The following is a 12,914-nucleotide window of genomic DNA, read 5'->3' as shown; positions in this document are numbered from 1 at the left end:
TCAACTTCCCGGTGAGTATTTACACTCGGCTGGGGCCAGAATCTGAGGAACCTCCTTAGAAATGAGCGAACCGGGAGCTTCAAGTCAGCGATCGTAGCTTTCGTAGGGTGGGCAGTGCCAGCCCACCCCTTTCAAGGTGACCTAACTAAAAAAGCATTGGCAGCTTTTTCTAAGATTTAGGGCTCATATAGATGGCGTTTAGGGAGCTGACCCAACAGGCCAACCACGTCTTCCTGTGCAATGCGAAGCGCGACAACACCTCCTACAGGTCAACCCTTCCGCGCAGCCCATCTGGCTTTCCCACCAAGTATCGCGAGCTACGGCGAACCTAAATCCACCACCTTGACAAGGCTGGCAGTGCCAGCCCTACAACTAGGGGGAAATCCTACTCGTCTAGGATTTTGGGCACCTTGAAGAAGTTATCCTCGCGATCGGGGGCGCAGGAGAGCATGGACTCGCGATCGCCAAATGATTCGAGCTGGTCAGCCCGGGTAATATTTTCTACCTCAATTGCCCGGGTGGTGGGCTCCACGTTCTCGGTGTCCAGCTCTTTCAGCTGCTCGACATAGTCCAAAATACTATTGAGCTGCCCGGTAAACTGTTGCTCCTCTTCCGGGGATAGCTCCAGCCGAGCCAGCAGGGCCACCTTACGCACCTGTTCCAGATCAATCATAATGCTCACTAATAGACGGGCAACACGATAAACAGGCAACAATGCCCCTTTGTCAGAGTAATGATTGGATCATAAGCTACCCTGGCAGGCAAGGCAAAGCCTGGTTGTCCAGTCGTGTTAATCCCTGCCAATGGGTCGGAGCTCCTGTGCACAGTCACCGCTTATCCAGCTAAGACTGGCGATGCCTGTTCCTTATTACTTCAGGGCGAAGAATAAGATCACAGGGTATAATCGCCGTGTTTTGCAAATGAGTATTTATCTTCATTGCCTTGAGAGGACGCCATGGGCTCCATCACCCTAGATCCTGGTCCCCAGGTCTTGTTAGTTGGCACCAATGAGAGCCAAATCCGCCAAATGGGGTTTGATCTACAAGAAGCAGGCTACGTACCGTCCACGGCTTATACCGCCAAAGCAGGGGTGGCCCTGGCCCTAGAGGGTAAACCCGCGCTGGTGGTGGTCGATCGCCTGTTGGGAGGAGAATCGGGGTTAGTGCTGTGCCAAACCCTACGCAGCCGGGGACTAAAAGCGCCCATTGTGCTGCTGATGGCCAAAGACAGCTTAGAAGACCGGATTGCCTGCCTAGAATGCGGGGCCGATGATTATTTCCTGAAGCCCTACCGAGCCGATACGTTTTTGAAAATTGTGCAGCTTTATCTGCAAGCCCCCCCCACGGATGCAGAGAACCTGCGGTTTGGGGATTTGATTTTAGATATCGCTAGCCGCCAGGCACTGCGCAATGGTCGCATTATCGAGCTGACAATGAAGGAGTTTGAGCTGCTGAAATACTTAATGGAGCATCCCCGGGAGGTGCTACCCCGAGAACAGATTTTGGAGAATGTGTGGGGTTACGACTTTGTCGGGGAATCTAACGTGATTGAGGTATATATCCGATATCTGCGGCTCAAAATCGACGGCGAAGATGAGAAGCGAATCATTCAAACGGTGCGGGGGGTGGGCTATGTGCTGCGGGAAACCTAGGCAATTGCCTTAAACCATGAACTTTTCGGTACGATAAAGCGTCAACTAGTGCTCAGTCAATCTGATTATGCTGGGGTCTTTGATGGGGGGTTCACGATTTACGGCCTGCGGATCACGGCCAGCCGTAAACCTGAAACCTTGAATCGTAACCCCTGCTGGTCGCCCCCCCTTTCCATCGAACGCTATCCTATGCCTAATCTGCCCCATTTCTACCCTCGACTGATGAGTTCCCTCTCCTTCAACTGGTTCAGCCGGGCTTTAGTGGGGGGGGGCCTGGTGATGGTGTTAGCTCTGGGGGCCGGATGCTCGACCAGCGAAGCTAATCCTGACATTAACGCTACCGCCCCCGGCCCGGCCCCCCAGGACAGCCCAGAGGGTACATCTAGGGCGACAGAGCACCAAAACCTGGCCCAGGAGCTGCCCATCAGTGCGGTAACGATCCTGGGGGGTGAAGAAATCTTTTTAGAGGTTGCCGCTACCCCTCAGCAACAGTCCCTGGGGCTCATGTACCGGGACCCCTTACCGGACGATCGCGGCATGGTTTTTCCCATGACGTTTCCTCGTCGGGTCAGCTTCTGGATGAAAAATGTGCCGGTCCCGCTGGACATGGTGTTCATCTATGAGGGCACAATTCAGGCGATCGCATCGGAGGTGCCCCCCTGTACTGCCGATCCTTGCCCTACCTATGGCCCCGAGGATCAACTAATCGACCATGTGATTGAACTGCGAGCCGGGCGAGCCGCAGAACTGGGTTTGGCCGTAGGAGACCCGGTGGAGATTCAGCCTTTGGAGCGCTAGTGGTCTGTCAAGCTAGACGCGACGGGGCCGGTGCACGGTCTACGGTGCACGGTCTACGGCTCGCCTTAAACCGTGTACCGTGAACCGTGAGCCCTAAGTCACATTTCCCATCATGATTTCTTTGACCCAATGTTAGGCCCGCTGGCAAGCCCGCACCAGTCGGATCGCTTCGTAGCTGTAGGTGGGGCCGAGGCGATCGCGGATATCAGTCAGCGAGCTGTCCCCCATCTCGGTCAACACCGCCTGGATGGCTCGTTGATCCTCAGGGGCGACCAATCGATCCAAATCAACCGTCTCTCCCTGGCGGATCAGGCGCTCCAGGTGGCTGGCAATGGTGCTGGGGCGTAGGCCCCGCTGGCTGGCAATGGCCTCGACGGACAGCCCTTGGTGGTAAAGGGCCAGGGTGTGGCGATGGGTATCGCCAACCCGTTGGTGTCGTTCTCGACCTGGGCGCGATCGGCGCGCCGCTCCAGGGTCCGACTCAAGGCCATAGTCGGCACAAAACTGGCGAATTCGGTCGGTAAACACCTGACCATATTGGTCTAGCTTCCGACGACCGACCCCCGAGACCTGACTAAAGGACTCCAGGGTTTGGGGCCGAGTTTGGGCCATTTGCCGCAGGGCCGACTCTGGAAACACCACATAGGGGGGCACACTTTGTTGATCGGCTAACTGTTTACGTAGGGTCTTCAGGATGCTCAACAACTGGGCCACCTCGGGACGGTCGACCATCTCAGAAGGCGCATCGGCAAACCGCTGGGCAACCGCCACCTGCACCGGCAGTTGCTGGCGCAGGATCTGCCAACTGGCCGCATTCAGCTTGAGTACCGGGTAGCCATCGGTGGTTTCATCGACTAATCGCTGGTGTAGCAGCGATCGCCCCAACAAGCGCCACTCGTCCACTGATCGGTCTTTACCAATACCATGGGTTGATAGGCGATCGTGCTTCAGATCCAGAATCTTCTGCTTTTTAGAGCCCCGCAGCACGTCAATAATATGGGTCATGCCAAACCGCTCTTGACAGCGGGCCACGCAGGACAGAAACTTCTGGGCCTCAATCGTCCAGTCTTCGAGGGGCGGCGGATTGATGCAGTTATCACACTGATGGCACAGCCCGTTTAGGGTTTCACCAAAGTAGCTGAGTTGTACCTGGCGACGGCACACGGTCGCTTCCGCGTAGTCCACCATCTGCCGTAGTTGCTGGCGGGCAATCCGCTGTTCCTCAGCATCGGGTTTTTGACTAATCAAATAGTCGGCGGTGGCCACATCCCCGTAGGCCAGGTACAGGGTGCAGTGGGCTGGTTCCCCATCTCGCCCGGCCCGGCCACTCTCTTGGTAGTAGCCCTCAATATTACGGGGAATGTCGTAATGAATTACAAAGCGGACGTCGGGCTTGTTAATCCCCATGCCAAAGGCCACGGTAGCCACCATCAACCGCACATCATCACGGATGAACCGGGTTTGGTTGTCTCGTCGCACCTGGTCAGATAACCCGGCGTGGTAAGGCAATACCGATTCCCCATCGACGGTCAAGCGCTGGGCTAACTCATCCACCCGCTTACGGCTGAGGCAGTAGATAATTCCCGAGCCCTGATGTTGTTTCACCTGCTGTCGCAGAGTTTGATAGCTGTCGCGCCCCTTTGGCCGCACCTCGTAGAATAAATTGGCCCGGTTAAAGCTAGACACCTGAATCAGGGGGTCTCGCAACCGCAGTTGCTGGGCAATATCCTGGCGGACCCGCTCAGTGGCCGTAGCCGTGAGGGCTATGACTGCAACTTGCGGAAACCTCTCCCGCAGTGTTGACAACTGCCGATATTCAGGCCGAAAGTCGTGGCCCCACTCTGACACACAGTGGGCTTCATCAATGGCAAACCCACTGACCCCGACTGTTTGCATTAGGTGCTCCAACAGTTGAACACCGCCTGGACGCATCAGCCGCTCTGGGGAAACGTACAGCAGATTCACCTGCCCCGCCCGCAGGGCCGCTTCCCGCTGACATAGTGTGTCATAGTCTAGGGCGCTGTTCAGGCAGGTGGCCGCAATGCCGTTATCTTGCAAACTATCGACCTGGTCTTGCATCAGAGCAATTAGCGGCGACACCACCACCATCACCCCTAGCTTGAGCAAGGCTGGCAACTGGTAACACAGAGATTTGCCACCCCCCGTAGGCATGATCACCAGGGCATCCTGGTTTTTCAGCACCGCTTCGATCACCCGGCGTTGCCCGGGACGAAACTGGTCATAGCCAAAGAAGTGTTTCAGCGCCCCTTCTAAAGAGGGAAAAACCTGGGTTGGTGATGTTTTCTCGACCATAGTCTCTGGTATCAAGGCTGCCCCTATAAAAATGGTGATCGTCCGCTTATGGTGCCCGCTTAGGCGGGTTATGACAACCCCAGTCAAGCAACAATCCACCTCCAACTTTGGACTGCCCCAGGGCCACCTCTTTGTCGTAGCTACGGTCAACCTCGTGATGGCGGCCCAGGCGTGTAGGGTAGCCCCCGAAACACCCACCCCTAAGCATGATCGGAAGCCAGTTCTATCAGCCAATCAAGGACCACCAAAGCGAATTGGGGTTGGCCACCCGAATCGGGACAAGTCATAACACGCCAAAGACCAACACACCAAGTCTGCCATTGCTGCCGCAAGCCAGACCAATGCCCCAGTCGTCGCATAAGTTTACGTTATTCCCCAAGCCTGGGTTCGGTTAGCTAGGCTAGCTGAGGGGAGTGAAGGAGTGGGGGAGTGAAAGCACATGGCGAACATTATGTCTGACTATGGAGCAACGTAAAGCTATGTTACGGAAATGACGTCATGACGCTATGCTGTCTTGACAGCCCAGAGGAAGCCGCTTAGAGTACTTACATACCCGGGTTACCCCTATTAGAAGTGCGTTATGGAAGAGCAAAAAGCGACTAAGGTCACGCTGTATTTACCACCAGACTTGCATCGTCAGCTAAAGATTCGATCGGCTGTAGAGGGGGAGGCAATGTCTGCGATCGCTAAGCGTGCCATTGATTTCTACCTGGCCAATTCTGATGTGGTTGACGGCTTAGAGGCCGCGTTCGGTCATACTTATCAACTCCATAGTTGTCCGAGCTGTTCAACCTCTTTGGTCATGCGCGACGGTGAGCTTGCGGAAGTATCTACCTCTGGTAGCTCGGATCATCCCCTGCCTCCTGTCGAAGCCGCAGGCGTCATTGCTCAGCCAGGGCAATTGGATGAGGGCGAGTTGGTTGTCTGTTAACTCAGTTCAAGCGACTTTGCTGGGTTTATTCAAGAAAATGTGTTCAGTAGAACTGTGTTGAATTAAGTTTGACTGCTTTGATTGTTGATAGCCCTGTAGAGCCGAAAAGGTATCAGTCATGCGAGAGGATTTAAACGTACTAGTACAAGCCCAATATCCTCTGATTTATCTGGTCACCTTTGAGGAAGAGCGGGCTGAGCAAACGATCGCTATGGTGGCACGGCACCTATCTCGAGATCAGGACGTCAAGTCGCCCCTGCGAGTCTACACTTGGACCATGACTCGAGGCATGGTTGAGTCCGGGGCCCAGGGGTCTGGGACTCAGCACAACAATACAGTTTCTCCGGAAGCCGCTGTGGAGTGGGTAATTCGGCAGCGAGAGCCCGGTATCTTTATCTTCAAAGATTTGCATCCATTTAAGGATTCTCCAGCCGTTACTCGATGTTTACGGGATGCGATCGTTGCCCTCAAGGGTACCCGCAAGACTATTGTTTTAATGTCTCCGGTACAAGAGGTGCCCATCGAGCTAGAGAAAGAGGTGGTGGTGCTCGACTTCCCCCTACCTGACATGACCGAGCTAGATGAGGTACTCTCCACTGAAATGAATCGAGCCCGGGGTGGTAGCATTTCCACCGAAGAGCGAGAGAAGCTGTTGAAAGCGGCCCTAGGGCTGACTCGGGATGAAGCCGAGAAGGTCTACCGCAAGGCTCGGGTAATGGCTAAGCGCCTAACCGCTGAAGAGGTGGATATTGTTCTCTCCGAAAAGAAGCAATTGATTCGCCGCAACGGCATTCTTGAGTTTATGGATGTCGATGAAACCATTGATTCCGTAGGCGGCTTGGAAGAGTTGAAGCATTGGTTAAAGCAGCGCTCTGACGCCTTTACCGAACGAGCTAGAGAGTATGGCTTGCCCCAACCCAAGGGAATGTTGATTTTGGGGGTGCCCGGTTGTGGTAAGTCGCTGATTGCCAAGACCACCTCTAGGCTCTGGGGGTTACCCCTGCTAAGGCTAGATTTAGGTCGGGTATATGACGGGTCTACGGTAGGTCGTTCTGAAGCTAATTTGCGGGCTGCCCTGCGGACCGCCGAATCCATTTCCCCCGCCATCCTATTTATCGATGAAATTGATAAAGCCTTTGCTGGCGGTACGGGCTCTTCTGATTCCGACGGTGGCACCTCTAGCCGCATTTTTGGTACCTTCCTCACCTGGATGCAGGAAAAAACCTCCCCTGTCTTTGTGATGGCGACCGCTAACCGAGTGGAACGGTTGCCGAGTGAGTTTCTGCGCAAAGGCCGGTTCGATGAAATCTTCTTTGTTGACCTGCCCAACTCCGAAGAGCGCAAGGATATTTTTCAAATCCATCTGCAAAAGCGGCGGCGCGACATTGACCGCTTTGACCTCGACCAACTGACAAAGGTCTGTGATGGATTTTCTGGAGCAGAAATTGAGCAGGGCTTGATTTCTGCCATGTACGAAGCATTTGCCCAAGGACGAGAGTTCACTCAGCTTGACATTATCGCAGCCATTCGCTCGACGCTGCCGCTGTCTAAGACCATGAGTGAACAGGTGACCGCATTGCGGGATTGGGCCCGCCAGCGGGCCCGTCCGGCGGCAGCCTCCGTCGCTGAATACCAGCGGATGGAGTTTTAACAGGCTTTCCTCCCGGCGGTATCCGGGGGAAGGGCTAGCAGTTGCTAGCAGCTAGTATCCAGTAGCCTATGGTTAACTGGTGTCGTTAACTCTCAAACCTCGTTGTCTCTCTCAATTTCCCTACAGGAGGAAACATTATGTCTCACTTCAGCACCCTTCGCACCAAAGTGACCGATGCTGAAATTTTGAAGCAGTCGCTGTCTGACCTGGGTATTTCCACCAAGACTGAGGCTGATGTTCGCGGTTACAATGGCCAGCGTGTCCGCGCCGACCTTGTCGCCGTTCTGGATGGTGAGTACGATCTAGGTTGGTCTCGTAATGCTGATGGCTCCTTTGATCTAATTGCTGATCTCTGGGGTGTGGCTAAGAAGCACAATCAGACCGAACTCATTAACTCCATCAACCAAAAGTACGCTGTGAACAAGACCTTGGCTGAAGTCAAGCGTCCTGGGCTGCAAAATGCCAACGTCAAGCTGGTGCTGCAGTAAGTTTCTAACGCGTTCCCTAAGGATGGTCTGGTCGGCGTAAGAGTCGGCCAGACCATTTTTTGTGGTTTCCTTTAGACTGGCAGATAGCCTAGGCAGGTTTCCTAGGCGACTTCTACCCCCTTTGAGGTTTATGGTGTCCCTTAGCCAGTCTGAGATTTCAGCCATTAATCAACTGTTGGTGTCGGCGGGTAACTATGCCCTGGCCCAATCCAGACAGTCGTTTCAGGTTTTTGAGAAAGGGATAGATGACTATGTCACGACGGTTGACCAGGCTCTGGATCAAAAGCTGCTGAGTGGGTTTCAGCAACTTTTCCCTGAGGATGGGGTGATTACGGAAGAAAATCAGGCTACGGCCCGGCAGTTTAGACAAGACTATCGCCGTCTATGGTTTATCGATCCCATCGATGGTACCGATGACTTTATCGGCGGTAGAGCCAACTATGCGGTTATGGTTGGTCTGGTGGTGGATGGTGTGCCCCAAGTCGGTTGGATTTACGCCCCAGTACACCATCAGTTGGTGTGGGGCGGCCCCGATTGGGGCTTATTTCAGCAGCATGGGGGAGAGGAGCCGCAACCCTTGGTGCCTCGGGAACCGCCTCTGGTTGACGGTCAGCCCTGGGCCTTAGTGATTGGCGATAAGGATGAGCGACGGTTTGGTCAAGCGATCGCGGCTCGCTTACCCCAGGTCAACTTTGTGTCGTTGGGCAGCTTTGGTCTGAAAGTACTGGCGGTGATCACTGGGCAAGCCGGGCTTTATATCTACCTAAATGGCCGGGTCAAGCTCTGGGATACCACCGGCCCCCTGGCCCTGGCCCAAGCGGCGGGACTGATCTGCTGTGACCTGGCAGGCAACCCGATCTGGTTCGATGAGGCCGCCGTCGATCCGGATACCCTGATTCATCGTCAACCAATTGTGGTCGGGTGGCCTCACTATGTGAATCGGTTTCGAGACATTATCAGGGAAGTTGCCACCATAGGGGTCTAGAACCTCGGTACAGTATGGCTAAAACCCCAGTTTCTGCATCGCTGCTCTAACAGCATGACTGACTTCCGGCCAAGAAACCGGGGTTCTGTACCGGCGTTCTAGTGGGTCCAGCGGGCTTTGTAGTTGCGGGCATCGATGTGCACCAGGTTGGGAAAGCGGCTATAGCGGCCTAGGCCACCGGGCCACCAGGGTTCCAGAGCCCAGTACACCTGGTTACCTGTGAGGCCACTGCAATTAAAGTCGATAGCATCGCCAACAATATGCCGACTGCGGGAGGCCCCACCCACCCGACGGTTGACCTCTGGGGGACGGTACCAACTGGTGACAATAAACGGACGGCCAATGCGATCGCGGGCCTGCTGGGCCAGGGTGGCAATCCGCACAATGGCATCCACGGTGGCCTGGTTGGGCGGCATGCGCGCCCCCCCTCGGGTGGCCTCTGACCAGGTAAAGTTGCCATTAGGGATAATGCTGGCATCAAGTTGAATGTTATTTGGGGTCCACTGCTGGGGGCGGGGGGGCACTGGGGCTGGTTTCGGAGCAGGCATCGCTTCGGGGGAGTTGGGGGCTGCTCGCTCGAGCTGGCGCAGGTCATCAAACAGGGACTGAATCGTCGGAATCCGTCCCTCTAGCCGTCGCCAGATTTGCACCAGGCGAATTAGGGCTTCTCGCTGCTGATCTGATTGCACATAGGTAACCGGCACACTTTCCACAAAGTCGAGCAAAGCCCGGTCGAGGATACGGGCCGCGGCCACCAGAGCCTCTTGATTATCTGCGTTTTGCACCAGGTCGTTAGGGTCAACGCCTAACTGCTGAATCGCTGTAGCCCGTGAGTCGAGCCCAAACCAGCGGCGATAGCCTTCGGTCAGGGCAAAGCGGAGATCCCCCTGCCCCTGGTATTGCTGGGGCACCTTTTGGATAAAGGCAATCAGGGCCGGATCAACAATTTCTAACTCTGTTTCACTGGCAAAGGGGTCTTCCTGCAACAGCGACTCAATCGCTTCTTCCCGCGAGTCCAGTTCGCGCCAAAGCTGGACTAAGCGAATCAGGGCTTCCCGCTGATTAGGGTAACCAGCGTAGTAGCGCACCACCGACTGCATAAACCCCACCAGCGCCTTATCCAGCTCCGACTCGTCTGGCACCTGGTCAACCACCTCTACCCCCAGGACGTCATAAACCTCCTGGGCCGTGTTCAATTGACGCCACAGGCGTACCGCTTCCACCAGGGCCTGGCGCTGAAAATCAAGCCGACCATAGTTGGGGGAGACCCGCTCGGCAAAGGCCAGGAGCACTGGATCGAGCTGGGTCAGATTTTGGGGCAGCTGGGCCCCACTATAGTCCGTGTCAATGTCATCCAGGTAAGCCTGGCGCAGGGCCTCGGGGTCAATGGCTTCTAACTGGGCCGCCAGGGGATTATCTGAACTGGGGGTATATCCCTGGGCGATCGCCTCTAGAAAGCGATCGCTATATCGACCGGCCTGGGTATTCCACAGGTCACTGCTAGGCCAGTCTGCGGCTATGAGAGAATCAGTCAGGCTGCGTAGGGTATTGGCGGCATACTGTACCTGGGTGGCAAAGGTGTTGATCTGGGTCATATCAATTTGATGAATGGGGGCAATCCCCAGACCTGTTTCGCCATCTTCTAACTGCGGCTGGTTATGTACCGCATACAAAGCCGCCAATATCGGCTTATGGACCCCAGCACGGGCGGCCTCAATTAAGTAATAGTTGTTTCGTTGATCAGGGGCTAGCGGGTTCATGGCATTCACCTTCTTAATATCTCCCGGGCCAGTTGCACCAGACAGGGGGTATAGCGGTTCGCGATGATCACGACCCGTCGTCACAAAGTGTAGAACCTATGGACAAAATCCAACCAAAGACTCTGAATCATTTTCGTTCTATTGCAGGACAGGTTAAGCTAATCGCCACCGACATGGATGGCACCTTGACCCGCCAGGGATCCTTTAGTGGCGACCTGCTGCAAGGGTTAGAGCGATTACAGCAGAGGGGATGGCCCGTGGTGATTGTGACAGGGCGATCGGCGGGATGGGTCCAGGGCATAGCCCATTACCTGCCCGTGACCGGGGCCATGGCCGAAAATGGCGGCGTTTACTTTCCTGGGGCCAGGGCCGCTGCCGAGCCGTTAGTCTCCCTGCCCAGCCTCACGACCCACCGTCACCAGCTGGCGGACTTGTTTGCCCGGCTTCAGGCCCAGTGGCCACGGCTACAAGAGTCCAGCGATAACCGCTTCCGCTTGAGCGACTGGACGTTTGACATTGAGGACTTATCCCAGGCTGATCTGGATGGCCTGGCCGATGTCTGCCATACCCAGGGCTGGGGGTTCACCTACAGCACAGTGCAGTGCCATTGCTTTAAACCTGGTCAGGCTAAGGCTGCCGGTCTCCAGCAAATGCTGCTACGCTATTTCCCCCAGCTATCTACCCAGGACATTGTCACCGTAGGCGATAGCCCCAATGATGCCAGCCTATTTGATCCGGTTTTGTTTCCCCACTCGGTGGGGGTAGCCAATGTGCAAGACTACTGGCAGCAGTTGCCCCATCGCCCCACCTATGTGACCGAGGCCCCAGAAGTCGATGGCTTTTTAGAGCTAGTCAACCAGCTGTTGGCTTAATTCCCGCCGGGTAAAGAATGTGCTCCCTGCAAAGGGTGTGCTCCCTGAGCCAGTTCAAGTTGAGCGATTTCGGCCAACAGGCTGCGCAGGGGCAGGTTCACGCTGCCATCGGGCCGCCGCTCTAAATCCCAATGGGCTAGGCCAGTGTGCAGGGTTCCTTGTTCAAATATCCGAGTTAGCTGAGTTTCGATGGCTTCATCAGCGGTATAGTCATTTAGGGTTGGTCCTACGACATCGTTCCACATCAACCGTATGAGTGTGGAAGGTTGCTTTTGGTCGATGCATTGACAAAACCAGTTAAGGATATCAAGCAGGCGAACGGTGGCTTTTACCTCCTGGGGAAAAAGGTAGTCGATACCTTGCAGACATTGACAATAAAAGTCAATGAAGGTTTGCGAGGTCAGGTCGGCATACTTCAGCTTTAGGGGTTGCACGTGCTGAATTAACGTTTTCGTAGAATCGGTAATATCCATGGCTCAGAGCAATGCTCAGGGGCGATACATCCCCCTTACCATGACACCCTGGCATGAACGCTGCAGTCAGCCAGGTGACAGGACTCCAGTCACACGGGCTCACTACAGTGCGCCCCACCTCCCCACCCCACTCCCTCGGGTGTATTCTCCGTACATCTCCCTTAAGTCAGGCCTGCTATGATTGCAAGCAATTAGGTTTAGCGTCCATCCCCCGTTCTAGCTAAAGCCATGTTTTACTTCGACCCCCTTTATTTCGTCATAATTATTCCCGGCATGCTGCTGATGTTTTGGGCCCAAAGCCGGGTTAAGGGTACGTATCGCAAATACTCTAAGGTCCAGTCTTCCATGGGGATGACGGGAGCCCACGTTGCCCAGACGATTTTGGCCAAAAAGGGGATTCGTGGGGTGAAGGTAGAACCCGTGGCCGGAGAGCTGACTGACCATTACGATCCTGGCGCTAAGGCAGTGCGCCTGTCCCAGGGAATTTATGGCTCGAGTTCGTTGTCAGCGGCGGCGGTGGCTGCCCACGAATGTGGCCACGTACTACAAGATGTGCAAGGCTACAAGTTTATGAATCTGCGGGCGGCGTTAGTACCCGCAGTCAACCTGGGATCGCGGCTGGGGCCGATTCTGATTATGGCTGGGCTGTTTTTTCAGCTGTTTGGCCTGGCCTGGTTGGGGGTGTTTTTCTTTGCGGCGGTTTTAGCCTTTCAAGTGGTTACCCTGCCGGTGGAATTTGACGCTTCACGTCGGGCGCTGCGGTTGGTGGATGAGTTGGGGATTTTGCAGGGGGAAGAGCATAAGGGGGCCAAAGCGGTCCTCGATGCTGCCGCCTGGACCTATGTGGCCACGGCGTTCTATGCAGCGCTTAACTTGCTTTACTACATTACGCTGATTAGCCGTCGCAGTAGTTAGTATCGCCTGGCAGAGATAGGGCCACCTTTACGGCAGGTGTCAGGTTTTAGGTATGAGGTATCAGGAAGAGTTGGCTG

Annotated in this window: 12 protein-coding genes; 8 read left to right on the top strand and 4 right to left on the bottom strand. The window is 55.1% G+C overall.

The window, feature by feature from the left end; genetic code table 11:
* Positions 1–385 precede the first annotated feature (385 nt).
* The gene (gene gatC / locus E1H13_RS17335; RefSeq protein WP_169614955.1) at positions 386–673 is read right to left on the bottom strand and encodes an Asp-tRNA(Asn)/Glu-tRNA(Gln) amidotransferase subunit GatC; all 288 of its coding nucleotides are present in this window, start codon (positions 671–673) and stop codon (positions 386–388) included.
* A 282-nt stretch (positions 674–955) separates the two neighbouring features.
* On the opposite strand from gatC, the gene nblR reads away from it, so the two are divergent.
* Both nblR and E1H13_RS27715 read left to right on the top strand, forming a co-directional pair.
* Positions 956–1,651: a response regulator transcription factor NblR gene (gene nblR / locus E1H13_RS17330; RefSeq protein ID WP_169614953.1), complete on the top strand. Its 696-nt coding sequence runs from the start codon at positions 956–958 to the stop codon at positions 1,649–1,651.
* A gap of 48 nt (positions 1,652–1,699) precedes the next feature.
* A complete protein-coding gene (locus E1H13_RS27715) occupies positions 1,700–2,449 on the top strand; it encodes a DUF192 domain-containing protein (RefSeq protein ID WP_347404177.1) in 750 nt (249 codons plus the stop codon).
* Between the two features lie 132 nt (positions 2,450–2,581).
* Here E1H13_RS27715 and recQ read toward each other — a convergent pair whose 3' ends face one another.
* Positions 2,582–4,762 (bottom strand): DNA helicase RecQ, encoded by a 2,181-nt coding sequence (recQ, locus tag E1H13_RS17320; protein ID WP_169614951.1) that lies wholly within the window; start codon positions 4,760–4,762, stop codon positions 2,582–2,584.
* A 580-nt stretch (positions 4,763–5,342) separates the two neighbouring features.
* Between recQ and E1H13_RS17315 the strand changes: the two genes are divergently transcribed.
* The 4 genes from E1H13_RS17315 to E1H13_RS17300 all read left to right on the top strand — a co-directional run bounded on the left by E1H13_RS17315 (position 5,343) and on the right by E1H13_RS17300 (position 8,817).
* Positions 5,343–5,693: a hypothetical protein gene (locus E1H13_RS17315; RefSeq protein ID WP_169614949.1), complete on the top strand. Its 351-nt coding sequence runs from the start codon at positions 5,343–5,345 to the stop codon at positions 5,691–5,693.
* A 118-nt stretch (positions 5,694–5,811) separates the two neighbouring features.
* Entirely contained in the window at positions 5,812–7,344 is a 1,533-nt protein-coding gene (locus E1H13_RS17310) for an AAA family ATPase (RefSeq protein WP_169614948.1), read from the top strand.
* Between the two features lie 137 nt (positions 7,345–7,481).
* Entirely contained in the window at positions 7,482–7,832 is a 351-nt protein-coding gene (locus E1H13_RS17305; protein ID WP_169614946.1) for a DUF1257 domain-containing protein, read from the top strand.
* Positions 7,833–7,962: 130 nt separating this feature from the next.
* Positions 7,963–8,817, top strand: coding sequence for an inositol monophosphatase family protein (locus E1H13_RS17300; protein WP_169614944.1), 855 nt, complete (start codon positions 7,963–7,965; stop codon positions 8,815–8,817).
* Positions 8,818–8,915: 98 nt separating this feature from the next.
* Here E1H13_RS17300 and E1H13_RS17295 read toward each other — a convergent pair whose 3' ends face one another.
* Positions 8,916–10,577 carry a D-Ala-D-Ala carboxypeptidase family metallohydrolase gene (locus E1H13_RS17295; protein WP_169614942.1) on the bottom strand — a complete coding sequence of 554 codons (1,662 nt, stop codon included), beginning with the start codon at positions 10,575–10,577 and terminating at the stop codon, positions 8,916–8,918.
* Positions 10,578–10,675: 98 nt separating this feature from the next.
* Between E1H13_RS17295 and E1H13_RS17290 the strand changes: the two genes are divergently transcribed.
* On the top strand, positions 10,676–11,449 hold the full coding sequence (locus tag E1H13_RS17290; RefSeq protein ID WP_206070635.1) for an HAD family hydrolase: 774 nt from the start codon (positions 10,676–10,678) through the stop codon (positions 11,447–11,449).
* On the opposite strand, the gene E1H13_RS17285 is transcribed toward E1H13_RS17290, so the two are convergent.
* Positions 11,446–11,922 carry a hypothetical protein gene (locus tag E1H13_RS17285; RefSeq protein WP_169614940.1) on the bottom strand — a complete coding sequence of 159 codons (477 nt, stop codon included), beginning with the start codon at positions 11,920–11,922 and terminating at the stop codon, positions 11,446–11,448. The genes E1H13_RS17290 and E1H13_RS17285 overlap by 4 nt on opposite strands.
* 228 nt (positions 11,923–12,150) lie before the next feature.
* On the opposite strand from E1H13_RS17285, the gene E1H13_RS17280 reads away from it, so the two are divergent.
* A complete protein-coding gene (locus E1H13_RS17280; protein WP_169614938.1) occupies positions 12,151–12,837 on the top strand; it encodes a zinc metallopeptidase in 687 nt (228 codons plus the stop codon).
* Positions 12,838–12,914 lie beyond the last annotated feature (77 nt).

This window comes from Nodosilinea sp. P-1105 (assembly GCF_012911975.1).
Taxonomy (GTDB): Bacteria; Cyanobacteriota; Cyanobacteriia; order Phormidesmidales; family Phormidesmidaceae; genus Nodosilinea.
This window is presented reverse-complemented; position numbering and strand designations above follow the sequence as displayed.

Bases quoted from the DNA above. Each gene is read 5' to 3' on its own strand.
- E1H13_RS17315 (WP_169614949.1), top strand. From the start codon at position 5,343: ATGGAAGAGCAAAAAGCGACTAAGGTCACGCTGTATTTACCACCAGAC.
- recQ (WP_169614951.1), bottom strand. From the start codon at position 4,762: ATGGTCGAGAAAACATCACCAACCCAGGTTTTTCCCTCTTTAGAAGGG.
- E1H13_RS17280 (WP_169614938.1), top strand. From the start codon at position 12,151: ATGTTTTACTTCGACCCCCTTTATTTCGTCATAATTATTCCCGGCATG.
- E1H13_RS17300 (WP_169614944.1), top strand. From the start codon at position 7,963: ATGGTGTCCCTTAGCCAGTCTGAGATTTCAGCCATTAATCAACTGTTG.
- gatC (WP_169614955.1), bottom strand. From the start codon at position 673: ATGATTGATCTGGAACAGGTGCGTAAGGTGGCCCTGCTGGCTCGGCTG.
- E1H13_RS17285 (WP_169614940.1), bottom strand. From the start codon at position 11,922: ATGGATATTACCGATTCTACGAAAACGTTAATTCAGCACGTGCAACCC.
- E1H13_RS17305 (WP_169614946.1), top strand. From the start codon at position 7,482: ATGTCTCACTTCAGCACCCTTCGCACCAAAGTGACCGATGCTGAAATT.
- E1H13_RS17290 (WP_206070635.1), top strand. From the start codon at position 10,676: ATGGACAAAATCCAACCAAAGACTCTGAATCATTTTCGTTCTATTGCA.
- nblR (WP_169614953.1), top strand. From the start codon at position 956: ATGGGCTCCATCACCCTAGATCCTGGTCCCCAGGTCTTGTTAGTTGGC.
- E1H13_RS17295 (WP_169614942.1), bottom strand. From the start codon at position 10,577: ATGAACCCGCTAGCCCCTGATCAACGAAACAACTATTACTTAATTGAG.
- E1H13_RS17310 (WP_169614948.1), top strand. From the start codon at position 5,812: ATGCGAGAGGATTTAAACGTACTAGTACAAGCCCAATATCCTCTGATT.